Origin of the sequence: Pseudomonas sp. P179, from assembly GCF_000478485.2 — a bacterium.
GTDB lineage: Bacteria > Pseudomonadota > Gammaproteobacteria > Pseudomonadales > Pseudomonadaceae > Pseudomonas > Pseudomonas aeruginosa.
Window position 1 is genome coordinate 2057983 of sequence record NZ_KI517354.1, and the last position, 24037, is coordinate 2082019.

A 24037-nucleotide genomic window follows, 5' to 3' on the forward strand; every position below is an offset into this window, starting at 1 on the left:
CTGCGCTCAGTGCGCCCCCTCGCTTTTCTCCAGCGGCTGGCCGGCGTAGATACGACGCACCAGCGGGCCGATGGAAAGCCCCTGGAGCAGGATCGATACCAGCACCACGATGTAGGTCAGGCTGAGGATCAGGTCGCGCTCCGGCCCCAACGGCAGGGACAGCGCCAGCGCCACCGAGACGCCGCCGCGCAGCCCACCCCAGACCAGGATGCGGATGGTGCCCGCCGGTACCTGCCGGTTGGCGCCACGGAAACGGCGCAGGACCAGGATCGCCGGGCCCACCGTGAGCAGGCGCGAGACCAGCACCGCGCCGCCTAGGGCGAAGGCCGCCGCCACGTGCAGCCAGGAGAACGGCAACAGCAGCAGCTCCAGGCCGATCAGGGCGAACAGCAGGGCGTTGAGGATCTCGTCGATCAGTTCCCAGAACTTGTCCACGTAGCGCCGGGTCTCGTCCGACATCGCGTAGTGGCGTCCGTGGTTGCCGATGATCAGCCCGGCCACCACCATCGCGATCGGCGCCGATACGTGCAGGCGCGCGGCCAGCGCGGCACCGCCGATGACCAGGGCGAGGGTCAGCATGACCTCCACCTGGTACTGGTCGATGCCGCGCATCATCACGAACACGCCGTAGCCGAGCACCGCACCGAAGACCACGCCGCCGATGGCTTCCTGGACGAAGAGGATCGCCGTGGCGCTGACCGTGGGCGCCTCGCCGAGCTGGAGGATGCCGAGGATGATGGCGAACACCACCACCGCGGTGCCGTCGTTGAACAGCGACTCGCCGACGATGGTGGTCGCCAGCGGTTTCGGCGCGCCGGCGGACTTGAGGATGCCGAGCACGGCAATGGGGTCGGTCGGCGAGATCAGCGCGCCGAACAGCAGGCAGTAGATGAAATCCACCTGCCAGCCGAACAGCGGGAAGGTGTAGTAGGCCAGGCCACCGATGACGAAGGTGGCGATCAGCACCCCGGCGGTGGCCAGCAGGCCGATCGGCCACTTGTAGCTGCGCAGGTCGGAGAGGTCGACGTGCAGTGCGCCGGCGAACAGCAGCGCGGGCAGGAACCAGGTCATCAGCACTTCGGAGAAGTCGATGCGGCGGATGATTTCCTGCATCTCCACCTCGAGGATCGGATAGCCCAGTTCCGACAGCCCCTGGACGATCAGCGAGAACACCAGCGCCGTGGCCATCACGCCGATGGTCGGCGGCAGGCGGATGAAGCGGTAGTTCACGTAGGTGAGCAAGGTGGTCAAGGCAATGAATGCCGCGACGAGATCGAGCATGACGCGGGGTACTCCCTTAGCAGAAGGTAAAACACCTACCCCAAAAGGCCGATCCGTGAACCGTGGGGTGCGAATGTCTGGAAAAGCCCGAGAAAATTTCGGAACCCGCATCATAACCGCAGAAAAGCCCTGGACGTCCAGCGCACCGATACGGTGCATGGCGCGCCGCCGACGCGGCAGCGCCATTATCGACCGCTTCCCCGGGGAAAATTTCTTCGTTCGCCGCCAGCCCAGGCGAGACGGCGGCTGCGGCCGCTTGCCCAGGCCCGGTCATGGCACAAGCATGGCCGTTTCGTTGAACCTCCGCGAACGACGAACGGTCAACCCTTTCAGGGTCGGGAATTCGGTGCCCATCCGAAGCCTTTGATTTCCGGCCTGTTTCCGCGCTTCGACGAAGCGCCCGACAGCGTAGCCAACGCTCATTCCGAAGGGAGTCCCGACCATGGTGAAAACCTGTGGCAAGGCCCTGCTCGGCCTCTGCGCCGCAGCCGCCGTACTGGCCTTGCTGATCCACTGGATCACCCCCGCGACCATCCTCCACTACCGCGAGGACCTGCTGTTCTACTTGCAGGCCCACCTGGTGCTGGTCTTCAGTTCGATGGCGGCCGCCCTGCTGGTCGGCGTGCCGGCCGGCATCCTGCTCAGCCGTCCCGGCATGCAGGCCCAGGCCGAACGCCTGATGCAGGTGTTCAACGTCGGCAACACCATCCCGCCGCTGGCGGTGCTGGCCATCGCCCTGGCGATCATCGGCATCGGCAACGGCCCGGCAATCCTCGCCCTGTTCCTCGCCTCGCTGCTGCCGATCGTGCGCAACACCTACGAGGGCCTGCGCAATGTCTCGCCGGCGCTGAAGGAAGCCGCCACCGGCATCGGCATGACGCCCAACCAGGTGCTGCTGCGGGTGGAACTGCCGAACGCGGTGCCGATCATCGTCGGCGGCGTGCGCGTGGCCCTGGCGCTGAACGTCGGCTCCGCGCCGCTGGCGTTCCTGATCGGCGCCAACAGCCTGGGCAGCCTGATCTTCCCCGGCATCTACCTGAACAACCACCAGCAACTGCTGCTCGGCGCCGCCTGCACGGCGCTCCTCGCCCTGCTGCTGGACGCCCTGGTGGTGCTGTTCAGCCGCATGTTCCTGGAACGCGGCCTGACCGCCAAGGAGGCCTGATGAACCGACTGATCCGCTCACTCTGCCTGGCCTGCGCCGGCCTGTTCGCCGCCGGCCTGGCGCAGGCGGAAACCCTGCGCATCGGCGGCAAGACCTTCACCGAGCAGCGCATCCTCACCGCCATCACCGCGCAGTTCCTGCAGAAGCGCGGCTACGACGTGACGGTCACCACCGGCCTGGGCAGCACCCTGGCCCGCGCCGCCCAGGAAAGCGGCCAACTGGATATCGTCTGGGAGTACACCGGCTCGTCGCTGATCGTCTACAACCACATCGACGAGAAGCTCGACGCCGCGGCTTCCTACCGCCGGGTCAAGCAACTCGACGAAGCCCAGGGCCTGGTCTGGCTGAAGCCGACCCGCTTCAACAACACCTATGCCCTGGCCATGCCCGAGGAACAGGCCGAGCGCCTGGGCATCCAGAGCGTCAGCGATCTCGCGCGGGTGCTCGCCGAACAGCAGGAGGCCGAGCCCGGGAGCACCCACCTGTTCGCCATGGACCCGGAGTTCGCCGGCCGCCCCGACGGCCTCGGCCCCATGAGCGAGCTGTACGCCCTGCACTTCACCCGCAACGACATCCGCCAGATGGACGCCGGGCTGGTCTACACCGCGCTGAAGAACCGCCAGGTGTTCCTCGGCCTCGTCTACACCACCGACGGCCGCCTGAAGGATTTCAAGCTGCGCGTGCTGAAGGACGACAAGCAGTACTTCCCCTTCTACAACGCCGCCCCGGTGGTGCGTAAGGAGGTCATGCAGCGCCATCCGGAGTTCGCCACGCTGTTCGATCCGATCATCGAGCGGCTCGACGACGCCACCATGCAGGCGCTCAACGCGCAGGTCGATATCGAGCAGCAGACGCCACAGAAGGTCGCCGCCGACTTCCTCCGCGAACACCACCTGCTCGACGACGGCCAGGCCGGCCAGGGAGGTAGCCAGTAATGGACTTCTTCAGCGTGCTTTCCCATCTCGACTGGTCCCAGGTCGGCCAGCTCACCCTCCAGCACCTGCTGCTGGTACTGGTCGCCGTAGGCCTGGCGATCCTCGTCGGCGTGCCGCTGGGCGTGCTGATGACCCGCTTCACGTGGCTGGCCGGCCCGTTGCAGGGCGCCGCCACGGTGATGCTGACCATCCCCTCGATCGCCCTGTTCGGCCTGCTGATGCCGGTCTACTCGGTATTCGGCCAGGGCCTCGGGCCGCTGCCGGCGATCACCGCAGTGTTCCTCTATTCGCTGCTGCCGATCCTGCGCAACACCTACCTCGCCCTGACCGGCGTCGAAGCGGGCATCCGCGAGGCCGGCAAGGGCATCGGCATGACCTTCTGGCAACGCCTGCGGATGGTCGACATTCCCCTCGCGGTGCCGGTGATCCTCGCCGGCGTACGCACCGCCGTGGTGATGAACATCGGCGTGATGACCATCGCCGCGGTGATCGGCGCCGGCGGCCTGGGCGTGCTGATCCTCACTTCCATCAGCCAGAGCAACATGCCGATGCTGGTGGTCGGCGCGGTACTGGTCAGCCTCCTGGCCATCGCCGCCGACCTGCTGCTGCAATGGCTGCAACGCATCCTCACCCCCAAGGGACTGCGCGCCAGCGCGCACTGACAGGAGCCGAACATGATCGAACTGGACAAGCTCAGCAAGACCTTCACCCAGAAGAACGGCAAGGAGTTCCGCGCCGTCGATTCCGTCAGCCTGACCGTGGAGAAAGGCGAGATCTGCGTCTTCCTCGGCCCCTCCGGCTGCGGCAAGACCACCACCCTGAAGATGATCAACCGGATCATCCCGCCGACCTCCGGCCGCGTGCTGATCGACGGCCAGGACACCGCGGACCTCGACGAAGTCACCCTGCGCCGCCACATCGGCTACGTGATCCAGCAGATCGGCCTGTTCCCGAACATGACCATCGAGGAAAACATCATGGTCGTGCCGCGCCTGCTCGGCTGGGACAAGGCGCGCTGCAAGGAGAAGGCCCGCGAGCTGATGAGCATGGTCAAGCTGGAGCCCAAGCAGTACCTGCAACGCTACCCGCGCGAACTCTCCGGCGGCCAGCAGCAGCGCGTCGGGGTAATCCGCGCGCTGGCGGCGGACGCGCCGCTGCTGCTGATGGACGAGCCGTTCGGCGCGGTCGATCCGATCAACCGCGAGTCGATCCAGAACGAGTTCTTCGAAATGCAGCGCAAGCTCGGCATGACCGTGATCATGGTCAGCCACGACATCGACGAAGCCATCAAGCTGGGTGACAAGGTGGCGGTGTTCAAGAGCGGCCGGCTGCTCCAGTACGACCACCCGGACACCCTGCTGGCGCACCCGGCGGACGAGTTCGTCAGCGCCTTCACCGGCCAGGACAGCACGCTCAAGCGCCTGCTCCTGGTGCGCGCCGAAGACGCCGCCGACAGCAGCCTGGTCACCGCCCGGCCGCAGACCCCGGTGGCCGAGGCGCTGGAACTGATGGACGAGAACGACCGGCGCTACCTGATCGTGGTGGATGACCAGGGCAAGGGCCTGGGCTACGTGCGACGCAAGGACCTGCGCCGCCAGGAGGGCACCTGCGCGCCGTTCGTCACCCCGTTCCGGGTCACCGCCAGCCACGACGAGCACCTGCGCATCCTGTTGTCGCGGATGTACGAGTTCAACAGCTCCTGGCTGCCGGTGCTCGACCCCGACCAGCAGTTCCTCGGCGAGGTCACCCAGGAATCCATCGCCGACTACCTCAGCTCCGGCCGCTCGCGCGGCGGCAAGGGCCTGATCGTGTCGCCGGCCGAACAGGTCGGGGCCTAGGCCGCCGGGTGGATATTCACCGCCGGCAGCCGCCAACCGCAGCGTATTCCTGGCGAGTGGCGCCCTCTTCCGCCCCGCCGAAACGAAAAAGCCCGGCATCCGCCGGGCTTCTCCCTGCCCCTTCCACTCAACCGGCCCGCCCCGGCGCCTGCGCCGCCGAGGCCTGGTCGTCGCGCCCTTGCGGCTTGACGATCACCGTGCAGGTGATCCCCGCCGAGAGCAGCACGCCGTCCGGCACTTCGTCGATGTGTACCCGCACCGGCACGCGCTGGGCCAGGCGCACCCAGTTGAAAGTGGGGTTGACGTCGGCGGTCAGCTCGCGGCTTTCCGGGTTGTCGCGGTCGTAGATGCCGCGGGCGATGCTTTCCACGTGGCCCTTGAGGTGTTCGCCGCTCATCAGCTGCATGTCCACCGGGTCGCCTTCGCGGATGTACGGCAGCTTGGTTTCCTCGAAGTAGCCGTAGACCCAGTAGGAGTTCTTGTCGATCACCGCCATCTTCGCCTCGCCGACCCGCGCGTAGTCGCCACGGTGCACGTTGAGGTTGGTGACGTAGCCGTCGACCTGCGCCACCACCCGGGTGCGCTCCAGGTTCAGGCGCGCGGCGTCGAGCTGGGCCTTGGCCTGCTCGTAGTCGGCCATCGCCGCGGCGGCGGTGTTGTGGGCGTCGTCGCGGCTTTCGCGGGAGACCACCATCTCATCCATTTCCGCGCGCCGCCGGGCGTTCAACTGGCGCATCTCCAGGGTCGCCTTGCGCGAGGCAACCAGCGACTCGGCCTGCTTCACCGCAATACGGTAGTGGTCGGGGTCGATCTGCATCAGCAGGTCGCCTTTCTTCACCAACTGGTTGTCGCGCACCGGGACGTCGACGACGATCCCGGAAACGTCGGCGGCGACATTGATCACGTCGGCGCGCACGCGACCGTCACGGGTCCAGGGGGTGTCCATGTAGTTGACCCACAGGGTCCGCCCGATGAATACGGCGACCAGCAGGATCAGCAGGGTCGCCAGCAGGCTGATTACGGATTTCAAGGTCATGGTCGGCTCACGATAACGAAGAGGTGCGCTACCGCCTCAGCGGTAGATGGTCAGGGACAGGCCGCCGTACAGGCAGGCGAACAGGCTGACCCGGAACAGCGCCGGGTGCCAGGTGAAGCGATACAGGCCAACCGAGGCGAAGATCCGGTCGAGCCCCCAGGTGAGCGCCGCGGCGATCACGAACAACAGCGTCAGGGTCGGCATGTAGACCCCATGGATGGCGATTTCACGAGGCATGGACGGTACCTTGGCCGCTCGTCCGGCCGGCCAGTTCGGTCAGTGGCGAGGTCGGCGCGAGCAGGGAAGAACGGATGAAGTGCAGGTAGCTGCGCACCCGCCGTAGCGGCGAGCTGTCGAAGTGCGGCGCGCAGGGTTCGTCGGTGTGCCTGGCCGCGTGGATGGCCTGGTCGACAGCCGCCAGGGCGCGCTCCAGGTTCTCCGCACCGGGGCGCACGAACAGCCGGATCAGGGCCCGCCCCATGGCGCGGATCGCCTGGCGCCAGGGCATGGCCTCGGCGTAGCAGGGTTCGTCCGGCAGGCGCTCCTGCTCGCGACGCAGCTCGATGATCGCGTGGCCGACCTCGAGCACCAGGAACATCCAGCGCAGCAGCCCGCGCTGCACGTCCGGGCGCCCGGCGGCGACGCCATAGGCCTGGTTCAGCAGGTCGCGGGTACCGCTTTCGAAGGCCGAGCCAAGCCCCCTGCTCCTGCCGCTGATGGCGAACACCACGCGCATCCGCAGGTCGCGCTCGAGGCGCTTCCACAGCCAGGCGCTGTTGGGCGGCAGAATGACCGCGGCGGCCGCGGCCGAGAGCAGCATCGAGAGGATCAGGGCGATGTACTCGTTGATCACGTGGGCCGGGTCGTAGACGGTCAGGTTCGCCGGCACCGAACCGAAGCAGAAGAACACCAGCAGGCCGAGACCGTAGCCGGCCCACTGCGGCCGCGAGGAGATGAACGCGCCGAGGGCGAACACCGGCGCCAGTACCAGGCATAGCAGCGGGAAACCGTCGATATGCGGGTAGACGAAGAACATCTCGCTGAAGCCGAGCAGCGCCGCCGCCATGGTGCCGATGGCCATCTGCATGGCGACCTTCTTCGGGTTCGGCGCCGCCGAGGCCAGCGCCGAGACCGCCACCGCGTTGAGGGCGAAGGTGCCGCCGCTGGGCCAGGTGCTGTAGATCCAGAAACAGCCGAACAGGAGGATCATCAACCCGGTGCGCATCCCCGCCACTGCCGCCGCCACCGCGTTGGCCTTGGCGGTGAAGGCGTCCTTCCACTGCTCGCGCTCGTGGCGGTGGGCGGCCAGCGAGGCATGGGTCAGGGCGTAGTCGTGCATTTCCTCGGCGAAACGGTAGAGCAGCTCGGCGGCGGTATTGAAGTCCAGCCGCGCCTCTTCGCCCGGCTCCCGCGCCAGCAGCTCGCCGCGCGCCTGGCGGATACGCGCCATCAGGCGTTCGCGGCAGTCGGCGAGGCGCTGGGCGAAGCGCTCGGCGTCATGGTCGGTGACGGCGCGGCCACGGATCTCCTCGAGCAGCCCGGTGATTTCCTCCAGGCACGGCTCGAACGCATCCAGCACCTGGGTGGAGCCCTGCGCGCGCAAGCGTTCGAGCAACTGGTGGAGGGCGTGGAAACGGGTATTCATGGCCATGAACTCGCTGCTCAGGCGAATCAGCCGGCCATTGCGCAGGCGCATGTGCGGATCCTCGAAGGCGCTCGCCGCGCGCATCGTCTCCAGGCCCACCGCCTGGGCGGCGAAGGCCACGTTGCTGCTTTCGAAGCGCTCGCGCCCGCCGACCCCGCGCAGGCTGTCGAGGACGAACGCGGCGAACAGGCCGAAGCGCACGTACAGCGCATTGCGCATCGCCGCGCTGGTGGTCTGCGGCATGATCACCGCGCTGACCACCCCCGAGCAGAGGATCGCCAGGCTGATTTCCAGGACCCGCCAGATCGCCTGCATGAAGGCGCCTTCCGGATGGCTGGTGGCGGGGATGCCGATCAGCGTCGCGGTGTAGCCGGCGAGCACGCAGGCGTAGGAGCGGAAGTCACGGTAGCGGGCGGCCCCGGCGGTGCAGAGACCGATCCAGATCGCCGAGCTGAGCAGGAACAGCACTCGCTCCTGGGCGAACAGGGCGATCAGGGTGACCATCACGCTGAGGCCGACCAGGGTGCCGAGGATGCGGTAGAAGCTCTTGGCGAACACCTGGCCGCTCTGCGGCTGCATGACGATGAACACGGTGATGGTCGCCGTGCTCGGCTGCGGCAATTCCAGACGCATCGCCAGCCAGAGGGTCAGGAAGGCCGCGCAGAGCACCTTGAACACGTAGATCCAGGTCGCCCCGTCGCTGCGCGCCCACTCGGCCAGCGCGCGCCGCCACTCGTCGCGGCTGGGCAGGGCGAAACCAGCGGAGCGGCCACTCATCGCAAAGACACCGCTCTGACCGGGACGTTCTCCGGCGCCAGCTTCCGCTGCACCGGCGTATCGGCGCCGGCCCCGACGCCGCCGCCGAGGGCGGTGAGCAGGCTGGCATGGGCGGCCAGCCGGGCGGCCTGCACCTGCTCCTGGACCAGTTGCTGCTGGAACAGCCGGGTCTGCGCGTTGAGCACGTTGAGGTAATCGGTGAGGCCGCGCTGGTAGGCCAGGGTGGCGATATCGTAGGTCTTCTGCGCGGAAGCCACCGATTGCGCGGCGAAGTCCTTCTGGATGTCCACCGAATGCAGGCGGATCAACTGGTCGGAAATGTTCTTCAGCGCATCCACCAGGGTCTGGTTGTATTGCTCCACCGCCGCGTCGTAGCCGGCCGCCGCCTCGCCCAACTGCGAACGCAGGCGGCCGCCGTCGAAGATCGGCAGGGTCACCGCCGGGCCGGCGCTGTAGGTGTACTTGGCGCTGCGGAAGAACTCCAGCATGCCGCCGCCGACGGCACTGAAGCCGACCGAGGCCATCAGGTCGACGTTGGGGTAGAAGTCGGCGCGCGCCACGTCCACGCCCTTGGCCAGGGCGGCGACCTGCCAGCGGCGGGCGACCACATCCGGGCGGCGACCGAGCAGTTCGGCCGGCAAGGCGCTGGGCAGGCTCGGCTGCGCCGCCAGGTTCAGGCTTGGCCGGCGGATCGTGCGGCCTTCGCCCGGGCCCTTGCCGGCCAGGGCGGCGAGCAGGTTGCGGGTGAGCTGGATTTCTTCGTCGATCACCTCGATGCGGCGCTCGGTCTCGGGCAGCGGCACTTCCGCCTGGCTGACCTCGAAATGCGTGCCGATGCCGCCGCGCAGGCGACGCTGGGCCAGGGCGAGGATGTCGCGCTGCTGTTGCAGCATGGCCTTGGCGATGTCCATCTCGGCGTACTGCAACGAGAGCTGGACGTAGGCGCGGACGATGTTGCCCTCCAGCTCGAGCTGCGCCTGGCGCGCCTCGGCGGCGGCCATGTGGGCCAGGTCGACGGCGCGCTCGCTGTCGCTGCGGTCGCGCCCCCAGAGATCGAGCTTGTAGTTCAGGCCGATCTCGGTGGAGTTGTTCCAGGAAGTGGTCCGCGCCAGGTCGCCGGGGCCGTAGAAATAGTCGTCCGGCCAGCGGTGGCGGACCAGCGAGCCCTTGCCCTCGATCTGCGGCGACTCGATGGACTCCACCAGCCCGGCCATGGACTTCGCCTGGCGTACCCGCGCATGGGCTACCGCCAGGCCTGGATTGCCGTCCAGCGCCTTCTCGATCCAGGCGTCCAGCTGCGGATCGGCATACACCTTCCACCACTGCGCCTGCGGCCAGCCGGCCTCGCGGGCGGCAGCCTGGATCGCATGGTCGGTGGCCAGGGCGTTGGCGTCGAGCGTGGCGGCCTCGGGGGCGATATCGCCTGTACTGACACAACCGGATATTGCGGAGAAAACGACGAGAAAACCGACGAAGGAGCCGACCAAGGTCAGTTCCTTCCTGAGAGCACGCGGCACGTTGTCTGATCCTGGAGGGGCGAAGCACGGAATTTGAACGGTACGGGCGCCGTTCAACCCGCTCGAGCGTTCGTGCGCTCGGGGGCCGATGAATTTTAAGAGGCTGGCGGCTGCTGATAAGCTGGCTCAAGTGCGATTGTTTATTGCGTAATGTGAAATAATCCGCCCTCGCAACAATCTGACACACTTCTGCGCGTGCCTAGGAGGCCCCGTCGATGGACACCCTGCAAAACATGCGAGCCTTCGTCTGCGTGGCGGAAACCGGAAGCTTCACCGCGGCGTCCCAGCAGCTCAACACCACCACCGCCTATGTTTCGCGGGCGGTGGCCAACCTCGAGACGCACCTGCGCACCCGCCTGCTCAACCGTACCACTCGTCGCATCGCCCTCACCGAGGCCGGCCAGCGCTACCTGCTGCGCTGCGAGCAGATCCTCGCCTACGTCGAGGAAGCCGAGGCCGAAGCCAGCGATGCCCATGCCCGTCCCGCCGGCAAGCTGAAGCTGCATTCGATGACCGGCATCGGCCAGCACTACGTGATCCGCGCCATCGCCGGCTACCGCCAGCAGTACCGCGACGTGACCTTCGATCTGACCATGGCCAACCGCGTGCCGGACCTGCTCGACGAGGGCTTCGACGTGGCCATCGTGGTGGCCTCCGAGCTGCCCGATTCCGGCTTCATTTCCCAGCGCATCGGCGAGACCTACAGCATTCTTTGCGCCTCGCCGGAGTACCTGCGCCTGAACGGCACGCCGAGCGAGCCTTCGGAGCTGGCCAGCCACGACTGCCTGCGCCTGGTCAGCCCGGTGGTGCCGCTGGATCGCTGGCTGTTCGACGGTCCCAACGGCCAGGAAATGGTCTCCATCGGCGCCTCGCCGTTCCAGGTCAATGTCGGCGACGCCATGACCGAGGCAATCCGCTCCGGGCTGGGCATCGGTATCCTGCCGGTGTATTCGGCCATCGAGGACCTGGGCAAGGGCACCCTGGTGCGGGTCCTGCCGCAACACCGCCTGCAACAGCTCAACGTCTATGCGCTGTACCCTTCGCGGCAGTATCTCGACGCGAAGATCAAGACCTGGGTGGAATACCTCAAGGAAAGCCTGCCCGGCCTGCTCCAGCGCGACGAAGCGGCGCTGGTGGAGCTGGGCCTGGAACTCGGAAGACCCTCCTGAGCCGATAATCGCCCGCCCAGTGGCGGGCCCCTGCCCGCCGCTTCGATGGCGGTGGTATGGTCGGCGCTTTCGCTCCCGCTTGCAGAGTCCCGTCATGAAAAAGAACGTCTTCGTCTTCAGTCGCCTCGCCCCCGAGCATCTCGAACGCCTGCAATGCCAGTTCAACGTCCGCGTGCTCGAACCGAAACAGGGCGACATCGACGCCCAGTACGCCGCCGCCCTGCCCGATACCCACGGCATGATCGGCGTCGGCCGGCCGCTCGGCGCCAGGCAACTGGAACAGGCGAAGCAGCTGGAAGTCATCTCCAGCGTCTCGGTCGGCTACGACAACTATGACCTGGACTACCTGAACCGCCGCGGCATCGCTCTCACCAACACGCCCGACGTCCTCACCGAGACCACCGCCGACCTCGGCTTCGCCCTGCTGATCAGCGCCGCGCGACGGGTCGCCGAGCTGGACGCCTGGGTCAAGGCCGGGAACTGGAAGCGCACCGTCGACGCCCCGCAGTTCGGCACCGACGTGCATGGCAAGAAACTCGGCATCCTCGGCCTCGGCCGGATCGGCGCGGCCATCGCCCGGCGCGGCCGTTTCGGCTTCGGCATGCAGGTGCTCTACCACGGCAACAACCGCAAGCCGGAACTGGAACAGGAACTCGGCGCGCGCTTCCTCGGCTTCGACGAACTGCTCGGCGAGGCCGACTTCGTCTGCGTGGTGGTGCCGCTGGGAGCGCAGACCCGGCAGTTGATCGGTGCGCGCGAACTGGGCCTGATGAAACCCTCGGCGATCCTGGTCAACGTCGCCCGCGGCCAGGTGGTCGATGAGGCCGCGCTGGTCGCCGCCCTGCGGGAGAAGCGCATCCTCGGCGCCGGCCTGGATGTCTACGAGAAGGAACCGCTGGCCGAATCGCCGCTGTTCGCCCTGGACAACGTGGTGACCCTGCCGCACATCGGCTCGGCCACCCACGAGACCCGCCGGGCCATGGCCGAGCGGGCGCTGCAGAACTTCGAGGCGGCCTTGCGCGGCGAGCGGCCGCTGGACCTGGTCAATCCGCAGGTGTGGCGACGCGGCTGAGCGCGCCTCCCTCTCCGCTAGGTCGAGCGCGCCGGCCCGGCCAGCGCCGGCGCCTTCGGCTTGCGGAACACCAAGACGTTGCCGAGCATCACCAGGACCAGCCCGGCCAGCGCCGGTGCGGTCCAGCGGTAGCCCTCGGCGAAGGCCGAGATGTTCAGCGCCACCACCGGGAACAGCACGGTGCAGTAGGCGGCGCGATCCGGGCCCATGCGCCCGACCAGGGTCAGGTAGGCGGTGAAGCCGATCACCGAGCCGGGGATCGCCAGGTACAGCAGCGAGCCGACGTAGCGCGCGCTCCAGTCGAAATTCAGCGGCACGCCCTGGAACAGGCACAGCGCCAGGAGGATCAGGGTGCCGTAGAGCATGCTCCAGGCATTGCCGGTGAGCGGGCGGATGCCGGCCTTCTGTTGCAGGCTGGAAAGCATGTTGCCGGTGGAGAAGCACAGCGTGCCTAGCAGGGCCAGGCCGAGGCCGTAGAAGGTTTCCGGGGTGGCCTGGTGACCCACCAATTCCGGCCAGAACAGCAGCCCCAGGCCGAGCAGGCCGAGACCGCCACCGGCCATCACGTTCGACGCGATGCGCTGGCCGAACCACAGGCGGGCGTTCAGCGCATTCCACAGGGTGGCGGTGGAGAACACCACGGCCACCAGGCCGCTGGGAATCCACTGGCTGGCGGTATAGAAGCAGATGAAATTCAGGCAGAACAGGCATACGCCCTGGGCCATGCACAGGCGTTGGCCCCGTGCGTCCAGCCTTTGCAGGCGGCGGCCGAGCAGCAGCACGGCGAACAGCACCAGCGCCGCCAGGGCGAAGCGGTAGGCGATCGACAGGGTGATCGCCACCGGGCCCATCTGCAGCTTGATGGCGATCCAGGTGGTGCCCCAGATGAGCACGGTGAGCAGGTACAGCGAAAGATTCATGGCGACTCCGCAACGACAGGATGCCGTCAGTCTGCGGGCGAGGCCGGGCGCGACCATTGTCCATTCTTGCGCTTTTCATCCGCCGCCTCTCGCGGCAGCGTCCGGGCGCGGGTAGCATGGCCGGCATGCACCAACCCAGCGATTTCCAGGTATTCCGCACCCTCGACCGGACCTCCAATGCGCGCCTGCTGCGCAGCAGCACGCTCAGCGACGGCCTGGCGCTCGCCCATTGGTACCGCGACGAAGCGGAGATCCTCGGCTACAGCGACCCCGGCCATCACACCCTGTCGCTCTACCTGCAGGGCGGCTGGCAGACCTTCCGCCGCGATCGTCCCGGGCTCTATGGCGGCCCCGACCGCTTTTGCGTGATGCCGGCCGAACACCACTCCGACTGGGCGGTAACACGCGGCCTGGGCTTCATGCACCTGTACATAAGCCCGGAACGCCTGGCCGGCGCGGCGGTACGCACCCTCGATTGCGAACCACGCAGCCTGCAACTGGAGGAGCGCACCTACATCCAGGACGAGCCGCTGGCCGCCCTGTGCCGGACCCTGGAACGACAGGACTGGAACGAACCCGGCGAGCGCCTGCTATGCACCAGCCTCGCCCACCAGGCGGTGGACCACCTGCTGCTCACCGGGTGCGGCAGGCGTACCGACGTACGCTGGCAGGGCGGGCTGGCCGCGCACGTGCGGCGGCGCCTGGCCGACTACATCGAAAGCCACCTGGAGCAGCCGCTGGAACTGGGGTCGCTGGCGGAGCTGGCGGCGCTCTCCGAGTACCACTTCGCGCGCATGTTCCGCGTCTCCTTCGGCCTGCCGCCGCACCGCTACGTGCTGGAACGACGCCTGGCGCGGGCCCGCGACCTGCTGGCGTACTCCGCGCAGTCGCTCCAGGAGGTCTCGCTGGCCTGCGGCTTCGCCAGTCCGAGCCATTTCAACCGGCGCTTCCGCGAAGCCCATGGCGCCACCCCGGGGCAGTACCGCGCCGCCCTGAAAGCCTCCTGAAAGCCAGGAGCCGACAGCCTGCGGTTGTAGGCAGGCATTCCCGCAGCATAAAATGATAACTATTATCATTCGTTAATCCTTCTGCTCCGGGAATGTCCAGGTGTCGAGCGCCGACCTCGCCCACGCGGCCGCGTTGCATACCCTCTACAGCGACCACCACCACTGGCTCACGGGTTGGCTGCGGCGCCGCCTCGGCTGCCCGCAGAACGCCGCCGACCTGGCCCAGGACACCTTCGTCAAGGTCCTGGTTTCGCGCCAGGCCGCGCGCATCGACGAACCGCGCGCCTTCCTCACCACCATCGCCCGCCGCGTGCTGTGCAACCACTACCGCCGCCAGGACGTCGAGCGCGCCTACCTGGAAGCCCTGGCCAGCCTGCCCGAGCGGGAAGTCCCCAGCGAAGAGACCCGCGCCATCGTCCTGGAGACCCTGGTCGAGCTGGACCGTCTGCTCGACGGTCTGCCGCCGCTGGCCAAGGAGACCTTCCTGCTGGCCCAGCTCGACGGCCTGGGCTACGCCGAGATCGCCACGCAGCTGGGCATCTCCCTGAGCAGCGTCAAGCGCTACATGCTCAAGGCTGCGCAACGCTGCTACTTCGCCGAGCTGCCATGAGCCTGCCCGCCGCACCCAAGGTGCCGCCGCAGGTGGCTGAACAGGCCGTGCGCTGGCTGGTCGAGCTGCAGGGCGGCGCCGACGACGAACGCCTGCGCCAGGCCTGGCAGCGCTGGCGCCAGGCGGCCCCGGAACACGAGCAGGCCTGGCGCCACATCGAGGCGGTCAACCAGCGCCTGGCCGGGATAGGCACGCCACTGGCCCTGGCCGCCATCAACGCACCGCATTCGCCGCAACGCCGGCGCGCGCTGAAGACCCTGCTGCTGGTCCTGGCCGCCGGCGGCAGCGCCTGGGGCCTGCGCGAGAGCGGCAGCCTGCAGCGCTGGAGCGCCGACTATGCCACCGGCGTCGGCGAACGCCGGCGCCTGGCCCTGGCCGACGGCAGTCGCCTCGAGCTGAACAGCGACACGGCGGTGGATGTCCGCTTCGATGCCGGCGAACGGCGCCTGCTCCTGCTGCGCGGGGAAATCCAGCTCAGCACCGGCCACGACCCGCGCCCGCTGCACGTGTACAGCGCGGAAGGCCGGCTGCGACCGGTGGGCACCCGGTTCGACGTGCGCCAGTTCGCCGGACGCACCCGCGTCGCCGTCCACGAAGGCGCGGTACAGGTGGAGAACCGCGCCGGCCAGGGCCTGCTGTTGCCCAGCGGCCGGCAACTGGACTTCGACCGCGAGCGACTCGGCGCTCCGCAGCCGCTGCCGGTCGGCAGCGGCGCCTGGACCGACGGCATGCTGGTGGCCGCCGGCATGCGCCTGGACGAATTCCTCGCCGAAGTCGCGCGCTACCGCCCCGGCCGGCTGGGCTGTGACCCGCGCATCGGCGGCCTGCGGATTTCCGGCAGCTATCCGCTGGACGATAGCGAGCGGATCCTCGCCACCCTGCCGGCGGTGCTACCTGTGGAGGTACGGCGCGTCACCCGCTACTGGGTCGGCGTGCACTCGCGCGAATGAGCGGAAAGATATTTCCGCGCACCTGAGCCTTTTTCCCCACCTCGCGTGACAGAGGAGGAAAGCCAACCTCGAAAGATCCACTGGAGTGTCCCTCATGTCCCCGTCACGCGCCCTGTCGCCGCTCAGCCGCGCCCTGCTCCTCGCCTGCCTCGGCGGTCCCGTCCTGGTTTCCGCCGGCAGCGCCTGCGCCGCCGAGATCCGCACCGATGCCCGCCAGTACTACCGCCTGCCTGCCGAGCCGCTGGAGCAGGCGCTGAACCACCTAGGCCGCCAGGCCGGCGTGCTGATCGCCTTCAGCCCGGAACAGACCGCCGCGCGACGCAGCCAGGCGCTGGACGGCGAGTACACCCTGGAGGAAGCCCTGGCCGCCCTGCTCGTCGGCTCCGGCCTGGAGGCGCGCGCCCGCGGCGACGGCGCCTACACCCTGGAAGCGCTGCCGGTGGAAGACCCGGCCAACCTGCAGGCGCTCACCGTGGTCGGCGACTGGCTGGCCGACGCCAGCGCCGCCGACGTCTTCGAGCATCCCGGTGCGCGCGACGTGGTCCGCCGCGAGCAGTTCCAGGCCCAAGGCGCGGCCAGCACCCGCGAAGTGCTGGAGCGCATTCCCGGGGTCAGCGCGCCGCTCAACAACGGCACCGGCAGCCACGACCTGGCATTGAACTTCGGCATTCGCGGCCTCAACCCGCGCCTGGCGTCGCGCTCGACGGTGCTGATGGACGGCATCCCGGTGCCCTTCGCCCCCTACGGCCAGCCACAGTTGTCGCTGGCGCCGGTGTCCATCGGCAACATGGACGCGGTGGACGTGGTACGCGGCGGCGGCGCGGTGCGCTACGGGCCGCAGAACGTCGGCGGCATCGTCAACTTCGTGACCCGGGCGATCCCCGAGGACTTCGCCACCAAGCTCGACGTGCACAGCGAACTCAGCCCCAGTTCCAGCCAGGACGGCCTGAAGACCACCCACAACGTGCTGATCGGCGGCACCGGCGCCAACGGCCTCGGCGGCGCCCTGCTCTACTCCGGCACCCGCGGCGGCGATTGGCGCGAGCACAGCGATACGCGGATCGACGACCTGATCCTCAAGGGCCGCTTCCAGCCCAGCGACGAACACGCGTTTTCGGCGATGACCCAGTACTACGACGGCGAGGCCGACATGCCCGGCGGCCTCGGCACCGCGGCCTACCGCGACGACCCGTACCAGTCGACCCGTCCCTACGACAAGTTCTGGGGCCGCCGTACCCTGGCCAGCGCCAGCTACGAATACACCCCCAACGCCAGCCAGAAGCTCAACGTCACCGGCTTCTTCACCAAGACCCTGCGCAGCGGCTACCTCGACCAGGGCCGCAACCTCACCCTGTCGCCGCGCGAATACTGGGTGCGAGGCCTGGAAACCCGCTTCAGCCAGGGCTTCGAGCTGGGCGAAAGTCGCCACGAAGTGGGCATCGGCCACCGCTACGTCAACGAAGCCAGCCACGAGCTGCGCTACTGGACCCGCGCCGACAGCGGCCAGCTACCCAGCACCGGCAGCCGCAACGACCGCGACACCCGCGGCAGCACCGAAGCCAACGCGTTCTACATCGACGATCGCATCGACATCGGCAACTGGACCATCACCCCCGGCATCCGCTACGAGAAGATCGATTCCGAACAGAAGAACCTGCTGAAGAACAGCAAGGACAGCGGCCGCTACAACGCCTCGCTACCGGCGCTCAACGTGATCTACCACCTCACGCCGAGCTGGAACCTCTACGCCAACACCGAGGGCTCGTTCGGCACCGTGCAGTACAGCCAGATGGGCAAGGCGGTGCGCAGCGGCGACATCGAGCCGGAGAAGGCCCGCACCTGGGAACTCGGCAGCCGCTACGACGACGGCATCCTGCGCGCCGAACTGGGCGCCTTCCTGATCAACTTCGACAACCAGTACGAGAGCAACCAGCAGACCGACAGCGTGACCGCCCGCGGCAAGACCCGGCACAAGGGCATCGAGGCGGCGATCGCCTACGACCTGGCCGATCTCGACCCGCTGCTCTCCGGCTTCGACGTCTATGCCAGCTACGCCTACGTCGACGCGAGCATTCGCGAGGACGGGCCGAACAAGGGCAACCAGGTGCCGTTCTCCTCGAAGCACAAGGGCACCCTTGGCGCCAACTACCGCACCGGCGCCTGGAGCTACAACCTCGACGGCAGCTTCCAGACCAGCCAGTACGCCGACAACGCCAACACCGAGAGCGAAAGCGCCGACGGCAGCACCGGGCGGATCGCCGGCTGGATGGTCTGGAGCGCGCGCGGCACCTACGACTTCGGCCCGCAACTGAACGACCTCAAGCTCGGCCTGGGGGTGAAGAACCTGTTCGATCGCCGCTACTACACCCGCTCGTTCGACGACAACAACAAGGGCCTCTACGTCGGCCAGCCGCGCACCCTGTACGTACAGGCCTCGGTCGGTTTCTGAAGGAAGACCGCGGGAGCGCATGGCGCAACGGCGGACGATCGCCAGCGATCATCCGCCCTCCCCGCCGCCGGGCCTGGTTACCCTCAGGCCCGGCGTCACTTCCAGTTCGGATCGCTCTCCAACTGTTTCATCAGCAGCTCGCGGACCTGCCTGGAGGGTTCGCCGTACCAGCGATAGGTGGCGTACTTGCTCGGCGTCTGCATGACTTCGGCGGGCTCGTCCGGCAGGCTCACCTGCAGCCCGTAGGCGGCACTCTTGTCGCCGCGGAACGCCACCAGCAGGCGGTTGTTGCCGCAATCGTGGGGTTTGCAACTGTTGGCCAGGACGTAGGGCTGGCCCTCCAGGCTCAGGCTGGTGGACGGGGAACTCGGGCCGCTGGCGTCGGAAACCCATTTCGGCACGTCGCTCTCGCCCTTGAACATGGCATGCCAGGTGGCCTTGTAGCCGGGCTGGCCGAGCAGTTCGAACAGCCGCGGCTGCTCCTCGGCCTGCGCCGGCGCCCAGTGCAGCGCCGCGCCCAGCAAGGCCAGGGAGAGCAGTCTGGATACTCCGTTCATGGTGATTTCCTTCGATCGGGTGAAATGAAAGCAGTCTATCCGGCGGTGGCCGCCGCTGGCTGCTTGGAACGGCACGACTGCGACAAGTTCGCTGTCCACCGGCAATTCCATCGATCGCCGGATGACAGGCATCCCGACGCGCCGCGTTTTACCGCTATAATCCCGCGTTTTTCCGGGCCGTCCCGCGCCCACGCCAACGGATTCCAGCAGGCACGCATCCATGACCACTCAGGCCGCCGAAGTCGCGAAGCGCCGTACCTTCGCGATCATTTCCCACCCCGACGCCGGTAAGACCACCATCACCGAGAAGCTCCTGCTGATGGGCAAGGCGATCGCCGTCGCCGGTACCGTGAAGTCGCGCAAGTCCGACCGCCACGCCACGTCCGACTGGATGGAGATGGAAAAGCAGCGCGGCATCTCCATCACCACCTCGGTGATGCAGTTCCCCTACCGCGAGCACATGATCAACCTGCTCGACACCCCCGGCCACGAAGACTTCTCCGAAGACACCTACCGCACCCTGACCGCGGTGGACTCGGCGCTGATGGTGCTCGACGGCGGCAAGGGCGTCGAACCGCGGACCATCGCCCTGATGGAAGTCTGCCGGCTGCGCGACACGCCCATCGTCAGCTTCATCAACAAGCTCGACCGCGACATCCGCGACCCCATCGAGCTGCTCGACGAGATCGAGGCGGTGCTGAAGATCAAGGCCGCGCCGATCACCTGGCCGATCGGCTGCTACAAGGACTTCAAGGGCGTCTACCACCTGGCCGACGACAGGATCATCGTCTACGTCCCGGGCCACGGCCACGAGCGCATCGAGACCAAGGTCATCGAAAAGCTCGACTCCGACGAAGCCCGCGCCCACCTCGGCGATCTCTACGACAATTTCGTCGAAGAGCTGGAGCTGGTGCAAGGCGCCTGCCACGAATTCGACAAGGACGCCTTCCTCAAGGGCGAGATGACCCCGGTGTTCTTCGGCACCGCGCTGGGCAACTTCGGCGTCGACCAGGTCCTCGACTGCATCGTCGACTGGGCGCCGCAGCCGCTGTCGCGCGCCACCCACGAACGCAGCGTGGAGCCGACCGAGGAGAAGTTCTCCGGCTTCGTGTTCAAGATCCAGGCGAACATGGATCCCAAGCACCGCGACCGCATCGCCTTCATGCGCATCTGCTCGGGCAAGTACGAGAAAGGCATGAAGATGCGCCACGTGCGCCTGGGCAAGGACGTGAAGATCGCCGACGCGCTGACCTTCTTCTCCTCCGAGCGCGAGCAACTGGAAGAGGCCTATGCCGGCGACATCATCGGCCTGCACAACCACGGCACCATCCAGATCGGCGACACCTTCAGCGAAGGCGAGAACTTCGGTTTCACCGGCATCCCGCACTTCGCCCCGGAACTGTTCCGCCGCGTGCGCCTGAAAGACCCGCTGAAGTCCAAGCAGTTGCGCCAGGGCCTGCAGGAACTGGCCGAGGAAGGTGCGACCCAGGTGTTCTTCCCCGAGCGCAACAACGACATCATCCTCGGTGCGGTGGGCGTGCTGCAGTTCGACGTGGTCGCCAGCCGCCTGAAGGAGGAATACAAGGTCGAGTGCGCCTACGAGGCGATCAACGTCTGGTCGGCACGCTGGATCGAGTGCGACGACGAGAAGAAGCTCAAGGAGTTCAAGGACAAGGCCTTCGAGAACCTCTCCGTGGACGGCGGCGGGCACCTCACCTACCTGGCGCCGACCCGCGTCAACCTCAGCCTGATGGAAGAACGCTGGCCGGACATCCGCTTCCGCGCGACGCGCGAGCATCACTGATCGCACGGGAGGAGCCAGGGACAGCCTCCCTGGCTCCTCCCCCGGCGGTCTCGGCGCAGGGCGGATAACCCTATCGCGGCTATCCGTCGCTCCAGCGCGATATCGGCGGACAGTCCCTGCGCAGGCAAAGCGAACGCGACGCTGCGCGAAACGCCTCCTTCCCTCCTCCCAGGCTCCCCTCCCCATCGCGCCATCGCTCCGTACGCCTGCGCCTTTCGCAGGCGGGTGACGAGACTTCCAGGTAGGAAATCCCTTCAAGCGCAACCAGGCAAGGACGCGGTTGCCCAAGCCGTTTCCGAAGGTGCCTCCTGAGCAGTTCAGATAGGTTGTCCGCCCCCGAGTGGCACGGCAGAGTGCCAGGGTTTATCTCATAGGGACTTGAGCATGAGCGGCAAACCCGCTGCGCGCCTGGGCGATCCGACCGCGTGTCCGCTGCCGGGCCACGGCAGCAACCCGATCGTCGGCGGCTCGCCCGACGTCTTCTTCGACCATCGGTCCGCCGCCCGCCAGGGCGACGCCACCGCCTGCGGCGCCACCCTCAGCGCCAACGTCATCGCCAACGTACTGATCAACGGCAAGCCCGCCACCGTGGTAGGTAGCGTCGGCACCCACGGCAACCTGGTGGTCGGCGGCGCGGGCACGGTGCTGATCGGCAACAGCGGCGGCGGCGCACCCGCTCTCGCCCTCGCCCCACCGAAGCTGTGCCTGCAATGCCTGCTGCTGGCGGCACGCCGCAACCAGGCCCTGGTGCCCCTGGAAAGCCTCGGCGGCGCACCGTGAGCCGGCTCCAGCCGGCGCTCGCGGCGCCTACGCCGGACAGCCGCCTGTTCGCCCTGGCGGACGGCGCCCGCTACCTGACCCTGGACACCCGCCTGGAAAAGGCCGCGGGGGAAATCCGCTCGCGCTGGCTGCTGGCCGGGAGCGAGCTGGACGAAATCGCCCATGCCGGGCCGGTCCTGATCGAATTCATGGACAGCGCCCCGCTTTCGTCATCGGGCGAGTTCCTCGGCTGGCTGCGCGACTGGGACCGCCGCTCGCCCATGGCCTCCTGGCTGTGGAGCCGGGCGTCCTTCGAAAACCTCGCGAAACACTTCGCCGGGCTGCTCTTCACCCGCATGCCCGACGGCCGCCGGGCGCTGTTGCGCTACTACAGCCCGGAAGTGCGCCGGGCGCTGGAACAGGTCATGACCGCGCGGCAATGGACGCAAGTGATGGCGCCGCTGGAGCGTTGGCAGGTCTGGCAGCCCCTGCAGGGCGGCTACCTCGTCTATGACCGGGAAACGGAGCGGACCGCCGATGCTTGAACTGGATGCCGGCCAACTGGATCGCCTGCAGCGGGTCCGCGACGACGAAGTCATCGAGCGGGTCCTGCTGGAGGTACGCCGGGAGGCTCCCGCCTGGCTCGAACGACGCGGCCTGCTGCCCGCCATCCGGCAACTCGGCGAGCTGCGCGCGACGGCGCTGGAACTGGGTATCGAAGAGCCCGGGACGATCGAACGCTTTCTTCTGCACGGCCTGGCCTTCCCCGCTTTCCAGGACACGCCGGCGTTTCTCGCACACATGCGCCGGCCGCTGGCGGACAGCCCGGAACAACGCTTCCAGGACTACGAACGGATCGTCGAGTTTCGCCTGGCCAGCCAGAAATGGCGCGCGTACGAAACCTCGGGGAGACCGGCATGAGCGGCATAGGCGCGCTTTTCCGACCGCTGCCCCGCATGGGTCCGCGGCTGCCCTTCGAACTACCCGCGCCGCCCCGGCCGCACTTGCCGATGCCGGCGCCGCGCCCGCTGCCGCGACCGGCCCCCGGCGCGCTGCCCAGGCCGGTACCGCGTCCGATGCCGGTTCCGCAGACCCTGCCCAGGACCGAGACCGGCACGCTGAGCCGCGACCGGACCCGGGAAGCCGAGCGCGATTGCAGCAAGAGCCAGGGCCGCGACAAGGACTGCGTGGAGTGCCCGCCGTCCCGGGGCGAAATGGCCATCGCCAATAACGGCAAGGGCCACAGCATGTCGGACCTGTCCGCGCGCTACCAGCAGTGGGTGACCAATTTCCCGTTTCCCCACGAATGGTTCTGGAGCGGCACCTGGTGGGACGGCTTCGACGAGCCGCGCTGCACCCTGCTGGAGGCGAAGGCCAACTACGCCTTCCTGTTCGTCCCGCTGCTCGGCGTGCCCAGGCCCTGGGCGCGGGCCAAGGTGAAGTCGGACCTGCTGCAGAAGGCCGAGGTCCACAGCGACAAGGCCCGACCGACCCCGCCGGTGTTCGTCGAATGGCACTTCCTGCAGCGGATCGTCTACGAGTACTGCGCCGCGGAGTACCTGCGCATGGGACTGGCCAACCTGAAGGCATTCTGGAATCCGATGCCGGGAACGGACGAGCACGACGACTACCAGGAAACCCGCGCGAAGGAACAGGAAGAGATGAAAAGGTTTTGCGAAGAGAACCCGGGGTATTGCGCATGACGGACGCCAAGGCTTTCAGGCGCTACATATTCGAGCTGTACTTCGATCCGGCACGGCTCCTCGAACTGGACGACGACCAGCACCTGCAACGGATAGAGCGCTTCCTCGATGCCCTCGCGCCCCTCCATCCGGTGCTGGAGAACTGGTACCTGTGCGGCGACTCCCTGCGCGATGCCCTCAGCCACAACGTCACCGAGCACCGCCAGGATCTCGCCAAGGCCCTGTCGCGTGACCGACGCACCCGGGCGGTGGAACTGGTGCTATGGAACGGCGAGGAGGATCCGCTCAAGGGCGGGTTGTCGCTGGACTACGAGGCCAGCGGCAGGGCCGTCTCGTCCAGGCTCCAGTTGGAAGATGCCGGCAGCCTGCTGCAGGTGTTCGACGCACCGGCGTCCTCCTTCGTCGCGATCTTCCTCGCGGCGCTGGAAATCTGGCCCGAAACGACCTGGGGCATGCTCGCTCCGCATGCGTACTTCGTACACCAGCGGACCTTCCCGGACCGCCGCAGCATCGGCTGGATCGGCTTCTGCCCGCATCCGCTAAGGGCCACGGACTTCCCGGCGGCTACGGAGCTGGTCGACATTCCCGGCCGTGGCACCCTGCTGCTGAACGGCCGCGAACCGATGGACGAAACCCGTCGCGAACATTTCGAGCGCGTCGGCGAAGCGGACATCAAGCTGATGGAACTGGGCTACCTGCCGCCGCTGCGCGGCTGACGACGTACGAACCTGGTGGGGCCTCCGTTCCGTGGGGCGAATACGCCACCGGCGTAATCCGCCGGCATCCCGCCGCAACGGCGGATAACCGCAGGCGGTTATTCGCCCTACCAGGCCCACGTGCCAC

Annotated in this window: 23 protein-coding genes; 16 read left to right on the forward strand and 7 right to left on the reverse strand. The window is 67.7% G+C overall.

Features of this window, described 5'->3' with window-relative positions:
* Nucleotides 1-6: 6 nt before the first annotated feature.
* Nucleotides 7-1281, reverse strand: coding sequence for a cation:proton antiporter (locus tag HMPREF1224_RS22095; RefSeq protein WP_003105667.1), 1275 nt, complete (start codon nt 1279-1281; stop codon nt 7-9).
* 442 nt (nt 1282-1723) lie between these two features.
* Here HMPREF1224_RS22095 and HMPREF1224_RS22100 point away from each other — a divergent pair, with 442 nt between their 5' ends.
* From HMPREF1224_RS22100 to HMPREF1224_RS22115, 4 genes are read left to right on the forward strand one after another with little or no spacing between them, the layout of a single operon-like run.
* Nucleotides 1724-2446 carry an ABC transporter permease gene (locus HMPREF1224_RS22100; protein WP_003092982.1) on the forward strand — a complete coding sequence of 241 codons (723 nt, stop codon included), beginning with the start codon at nt 1724-1726 and terminating at the stop codon, nt 2444-2446.
* Nucleotides 2446-3381, forward strand: a complete 936-nt coding sequence (locus HMPREF1224_RS22105) for a glycine betaine ABC transporter substrate-binding protein (protein WP_010793398.1) — start codon at nt 2446-2448, stop codon at nt 3379-3381. The genes HMPREF1224_RS22100 and HMPREF1224_RS22105 overlap by 1 nt, the downstream gene beginning before the upstream one ends.
* A complete protein-coding gene (locus HMPREF1224_RS22110) occupies nt 3381-4043 on the forward strand; it encodes an ABC transporter permease (RefSeq protein ID WP_003119254.1) in 663 nt (220 codons plus the stop codon). Before HMPREF1224_RS22105 ends, HMPREF1224_RS22110 begins: the two co-directional genes overlap by 1 nt.
* A 12-nt stretch (nt 4044-4055) precedes the next feature.
* Nucleotides 4056-5219 (forward strand): osmoprotectant ABC transporter ATP-binding protein OsmV, encoded by a 1164-nt coding sequence (locus HMPREF1224_RS22115; RefSeq protein WP_003113768.1) that lies wholly within the window; start codon nt 4056-4058, stop codon nt 5217-5219.
* Nucleotides 5220-5346: 127 nt separating this feature from the next.
* On the opposite strand, the gene HMPREF1224_RS22120 is transcribed toward HMPREF1224_RS22115, so the two are convergent.
* Genes HMPREF1224_RS22120 through HMPREF1224_RS22135 form a run of 4 tightly spaced genes read right to left on the reverse strand, consistent with a single transcriptional unit; the run spans nt 5347 to nt 10164 of the window.
* Nucleotides 5347-6255: an efflux RND transporter periplasmic adaptor subunit gene (locus HMPREF1224_RS22120; protein WP_003113767.1), complete on the reverse strand. Its 909-nt coding sequence runs from the start codon at nt 6253-6255 to the stop codon at nt 5347-5349.
* A 36-nt stretch (nt 6256-6291) separates the two neighbouring features.
* Nucleotides 6292-6492 carry a DUF1656 domain-containing protein gene (locus HMPREF1224_RS22125; RefSeq protein ID WP_003082823.1) on the reverse strand — a complete coding sequence of 67 codons (201 nt, stop codon included), beginning with the start codon at nt 6490-6492 and terminating at the stop codon, nt 6292-6294.
* Nucleotides 6482-8677: an FUSC family protein gene (locus HMPREF1224_RS22130; RefSeq protein ID WP_003119252.1), complete on the reverse strand. Its 2196-nt coding sequence runs from the start codon at nt 8675-8677 to the stop codon at nt 6482-6484. The genes HMPREF1224_RS22125 and HMPREF1224_RS22130 overlap by 11 nt, the downstream gene beginning before the upstream one ends.
* Nucleotides 8674-10164, reverse strand: coding sequence for an efflux transporter outer membrane subunit (locus tag HMPREF1224_RS22135; protein ID WP_019396150.1), 1491 nt, complete (start codon nt 10162-10164; stop codon nt 8674-8676). The genes HMPREF1224_RS22130 and HMPREF1224_RS22135 overlap by 4 nt, the downstream gene beginning before the upstream one ends.
* Before the next feature lie 245 nt (nt 10165-10409).
* Between HMPREF1224_RS22135 and HMPREF1224_RS22140 the strand changes: the two genes are divergently transcribed.
* On the forward strand, nt 10410-11363 hold the full coding sequence (locus HMPREF1224_RS22140; protein WP_003092994.1) for a LysR family transcriptional regulator: 954 nt from the start codon (nt 10410-10412) through the stop codon (nt 11361-11363).
* A gap of 94 nt (nt 11364-11457) precedes the next feature.
* Nucleotides 11458-12435 carry a 2-hydroxyacid dehydrogenase gene (locus HMPREF1224_RS22145; RefSeq protein ID WP_003104226.1) on the forward strand — a complete coding sequence of 326 codons (978 nt, stop codon included), beginning with the start codon at nt 11458-11460 and terminating at the stop codon, nt 12433-12435.
* Nucleotides 12436-12452: 17 nt separating this feature from the next.
* On the opposite strand, the gene HMPREF1224_RS22150 is transcribed toward HMPREF1224_RS22145, so the two are convergent.
* Nucleotides 12453-13355 (reverse strand): DMT family transporter, encoded by a 903-nt coding sequence (locus tag HMPREF1224_RS22150; RefSeq protein ID WP_003092997.1) that lies wholly within the window; start codon nt 13353-13355, stop codon nt 12453-12455.
* A gap of 125 nt (nt 13356-13480) precedes the next feature.
* Between HMPREF1224_RS22150 and mdrR1 the strand changes: the two genes are divergently transcribed.
* The 4 genes from mdrR1 (at nt 13481) to fecA (ending at nt 18371) form a co-directional block, all read left to right on the forward strand.
* The gene (gene mdrR1, locus HMPREF1224_RS22155) at nt 13481-14362 is read left to right on the forward strand and encodes an efflux pump transcriptional regulator MdrR1 (protein WP_003132628.1); all 882 of its coding nucleotides are present in this window, start codon (nt 13481-13483) and stop codon (nt 14360-14362) included.
* A gap of 100 nt (nt 14363-14462) precedes the next feature.
* Entirely contained in the window at nt 14463-14972 is a 510-nt protein-coding gene (locus HMPREF1224_RS22160; RefSeq protein WP_003092999.1) for a sigma-70 family RNA polymerase sigma factor, read from the forward strand.
* The gene (locus HMPREF1224_RS22165; RefSeq protein WP_010793400.1) at nt 14969-15922 is read left to right on the forward strand and encodes a FecR domain-containing protein; all 954 of its coding nucleotides are present in this window, start codon (nt 14969-14971) and stop codon (nt 15920-15922) included. Before HMPREF1224_RS22160 ends, HMPREF1224_RS22165 begins: the two co-directional genes overlap by 4 nt.
* Nucleotides 15923-16016: 94 nt before the next feature.
* Complete coding sequence (fecA, locus tag HMPREF1224_RS22170) at nt 16017-18371, forward strand: TonB-dependent Fe(3+) dicitrate receptor FecA (protein WP_003104233.1); 2355 nt, start codon at nt 16017-16019, stop codon at nt 18369-18371.
* Between the two features lie 95 nt (nt 18372-18466).
* On the opposite strand, the gene ivy is transcribed toward fecA, so the two are convergent.
* A complete protein-coding gene (gene ivy, locus HMPREF1224_RS22175) occupies nt 18467-18928 on the reverse strand; it encodes a lysozyme inhibitor Ivy (RefSeq protein ID WP_003093002.1) in 462 nt (153 codons plus the stop codon).
* Between the two features lie 220 nt (nt 18929-19148).
* Here ivy and HMPREF1224_RS22180 point away from each other — a divergent pair, with 220 nt between their 5' ends.
* The 6 genes from HMPREF1224_RS22180 to tsiT all read left to right on the forward strand — a co-directional run bounded on the left by HMPREF1224_RS22180 (nt 19149) and on the right by tsiT (nt 23910).
* On the forward strand, nt 19149-20732 hold the full coding sequence (locus tag HMPREF1224_RS22180; protein ID WP_003093004.1) for a peptide chain release factor 3: 1584 nt from the start codon (nt 19149-19151) through the stop codon (nt 20730-20732).
* Between the two features lie 384 nt (nt 20733-21116).
* Nucleotides 21117-21512 (forward strand): PAAR domain-containing protein, encoded by a 396-nt coding sequence (locus HMPREF1224_RS22185; protein WP_003093006.1) that lies wholly within the window; start codon nt 21117-21119, stop codon nt 21510-21512.
* Nucleotides 21509-22036 (forward strand): DUF4123 domain-containing protein, encoded by a 528-nt coding sequence (locus HMPREF1224_RS22190; RefSeq protein ID WP_003104236.1) that lies wholly within the window; start codon nt 21509-21511, stop codon nt 22034-22036. Before HMPREF1224_RS22185 ends, HMPREF1224_RS22190 begins: the two co-directional genes overlap by 4 nt.
* The gene (locus HMPREF1224_RS22195) at nt 22029-22412 is read left to right on the forward strand and encodes a hypothetical protein (protein ID WP_003104238.1); all 384 of its coding nucleotides are present in this window, start codon (nt 22029-22031) and stop codon (nt 22410-22412) included. Before HMPREF1224_RS22190 ends, HMPREF1224_RS22195 begins: the two co-directional genes overlap by 8 nt.
* A complete protein-coding gene (gene tseT, locus HMPREF1224_RS44270; protein ID WP_003104240.1) occupies nt 22409-23194 on the forward strand; it encodes a type VI secretion system effector protein TseT in 786 nt (261 codons plus the stop codon). The genes HMPREF1224_RS22195 and tseT overlap by 4 nt, the downstream gene beginning before the upstream one ends.
* On the forward strand, nt 23191-23910 hold the full coding sequence (gene tsiT / locus HMPREF1224_RS22200) for a type VI secretion system immunity protein TsiT (protein WP_003093015.1): 720 nt from the start codon (nt 23191-23193) through the stop codon (nt 23908-23910). Before tseT ends, tsiT begins: the two co-directional genes overlap by 4 nt.
* The last annotated feature ends 127 nt before the right edge of the window (nt 23911-24037 follow it).

Bases quoted from the DNA above. Each gene is read 5' to 3' on its own strand.
- HMPREF1224_RS22095 (WP_003105667.1), bottom strand. From the start codon at position 1,281: ATGCTCGATCTCGTCGCGGCATTCATTGCCTTGACCACCTTGCTCACC.
- HMPREF1224_RS22100 (WP_003092982.1), top strand. From the start codon at position 1,724: ATGGTGAAAACCTGTGGCAAGGCCCTGCTCGGCCTCTGCGCCGCAGCC.
- HMPREF1224_RS22105 (WP_010793398.1), top strand. From the start codon at position 2,446: ATGAACCGACTGATCCGCTCACTCTGCCTGGCCTGCGCCGGCCTGTTC.
- HMPREF1224_RS22110 (WP_003119254.1), top strand. From the start codon at position 3,381: ATGGACTTCTTCAGCGTGCTTTCCCATCTCGACTGGTCCCAGGTCGGC.
- HMPREF1224_RS22115 (WP_003113768.1), top strand. From the start codon at position 4,056: ATGATCGAACTGGACAAGCTCAGCAAGACCTTCACCCAGAAGAACGGC.
- HMPREF1224_RS22120 (WP_003113767.1), bottom strand. From the start codon at position 6,255: ATGACCTTGAAATCCGTAATCAGCCTGCTGGCGACCCTGCTGATCCTG.
- HMPREF1224_RS22125 (WP_003082823.1), bottom strand. From the start codon at position 6,492: ATGCCTCGTGAAATCGCCATCCATGGGGTCTACATGCCGACCCTGACG.
- HMPREF1224_RS22130 (WP_003119252.1), bottom strand. From the start codon at position 8,677: ATGAGTGGCCGCTCCGCTGGTTTCGCCCTGCCCAGCCGCGACGAGTGG.
- HMPREF1224_RS22140 (WP_003092994.1), top strand. From the start codon at position 10,410: ATGGACACCCTGCAAAACATGCGAGCCTTCGTCTGCGTGGCGGAAACC.
- HMPREF1224_RS22145 (WP_003104226.1), top strand. From the start codon at position 11,458: ATGAAAAAGAACGTCTTCGTCTTCAGTCGCCTCGCCCCCGAGCATCTC.
- HMPREF1224_RS22150 (WP_003092997.1), bottom strand. From the start codon at position 13,355: ATGAATCTTTCGCTGTACCTGCTCACCGTGCTCATCTGGGGCACCACC.
- mdrR1 (WP_003132628.1), top strand. From the start codon at position 13,481: ATGCACCAACCCAGCGATTTCCAGGTATTCCGCACCCTCGACCGGACC.
- HMPREF1224_RS22165 (WP_010793400.1), top strand. From the start codon at position 14,969: ATGAGCCTGCCCGCCGCACCCAAGGTGCCGCCGCAGGTGGCTGAACAG.
- fecA (WP_003104233.1), top strand. From the start codon at position 16,017: ATGTCCCCGTCACGCGCCCTGTCGCCGCTCAGCCGCGCCCTGCTCCTC.
- ivy (WP_003093002.1), bottom strand. From the start codon at position 18,928: ATGAACGGAGTATCCAGACTGCTCTCCCTGGCCTTGCTGGGCGCGGCG.
- HMPREF1224_RS22180 (WP_003093004.1), top strand. From the start codon at position 19,149: ATGACCACTCAGGCCGCCGAAGTCGCGAAGCGCCGTACCTTCGCGATC.
- HMPREF1224_RS22185 (WP_003093006.1), top strand. From the start codon at position 21,117: ATGAGCGGCAAACCCGCTGCGCGCCTGGGCGATCCGACCGCGTGTCCG.
- HMPREF1224_RS22195 (WP_003104238.1), top strand. From the start codon at position 22,029: ATGCTTGAACTGGATGCCGGCCAACTGGATCGCCTGCAGCGGGTCCGC.
- tseT (WP_003104240.1), top strand. From the start codon at position 22,409: ATGAGCGGCATAGGCGCGCTTTTCCGACCGCTGCCCCGCATGGGTCCG.
- tsiT (WP_003093015.1), top strand. From the start codon at position 23,191: ATGACGGACGCCAAGGCTTTCAGGCGCTACATATTCGAGCTGTACTTC.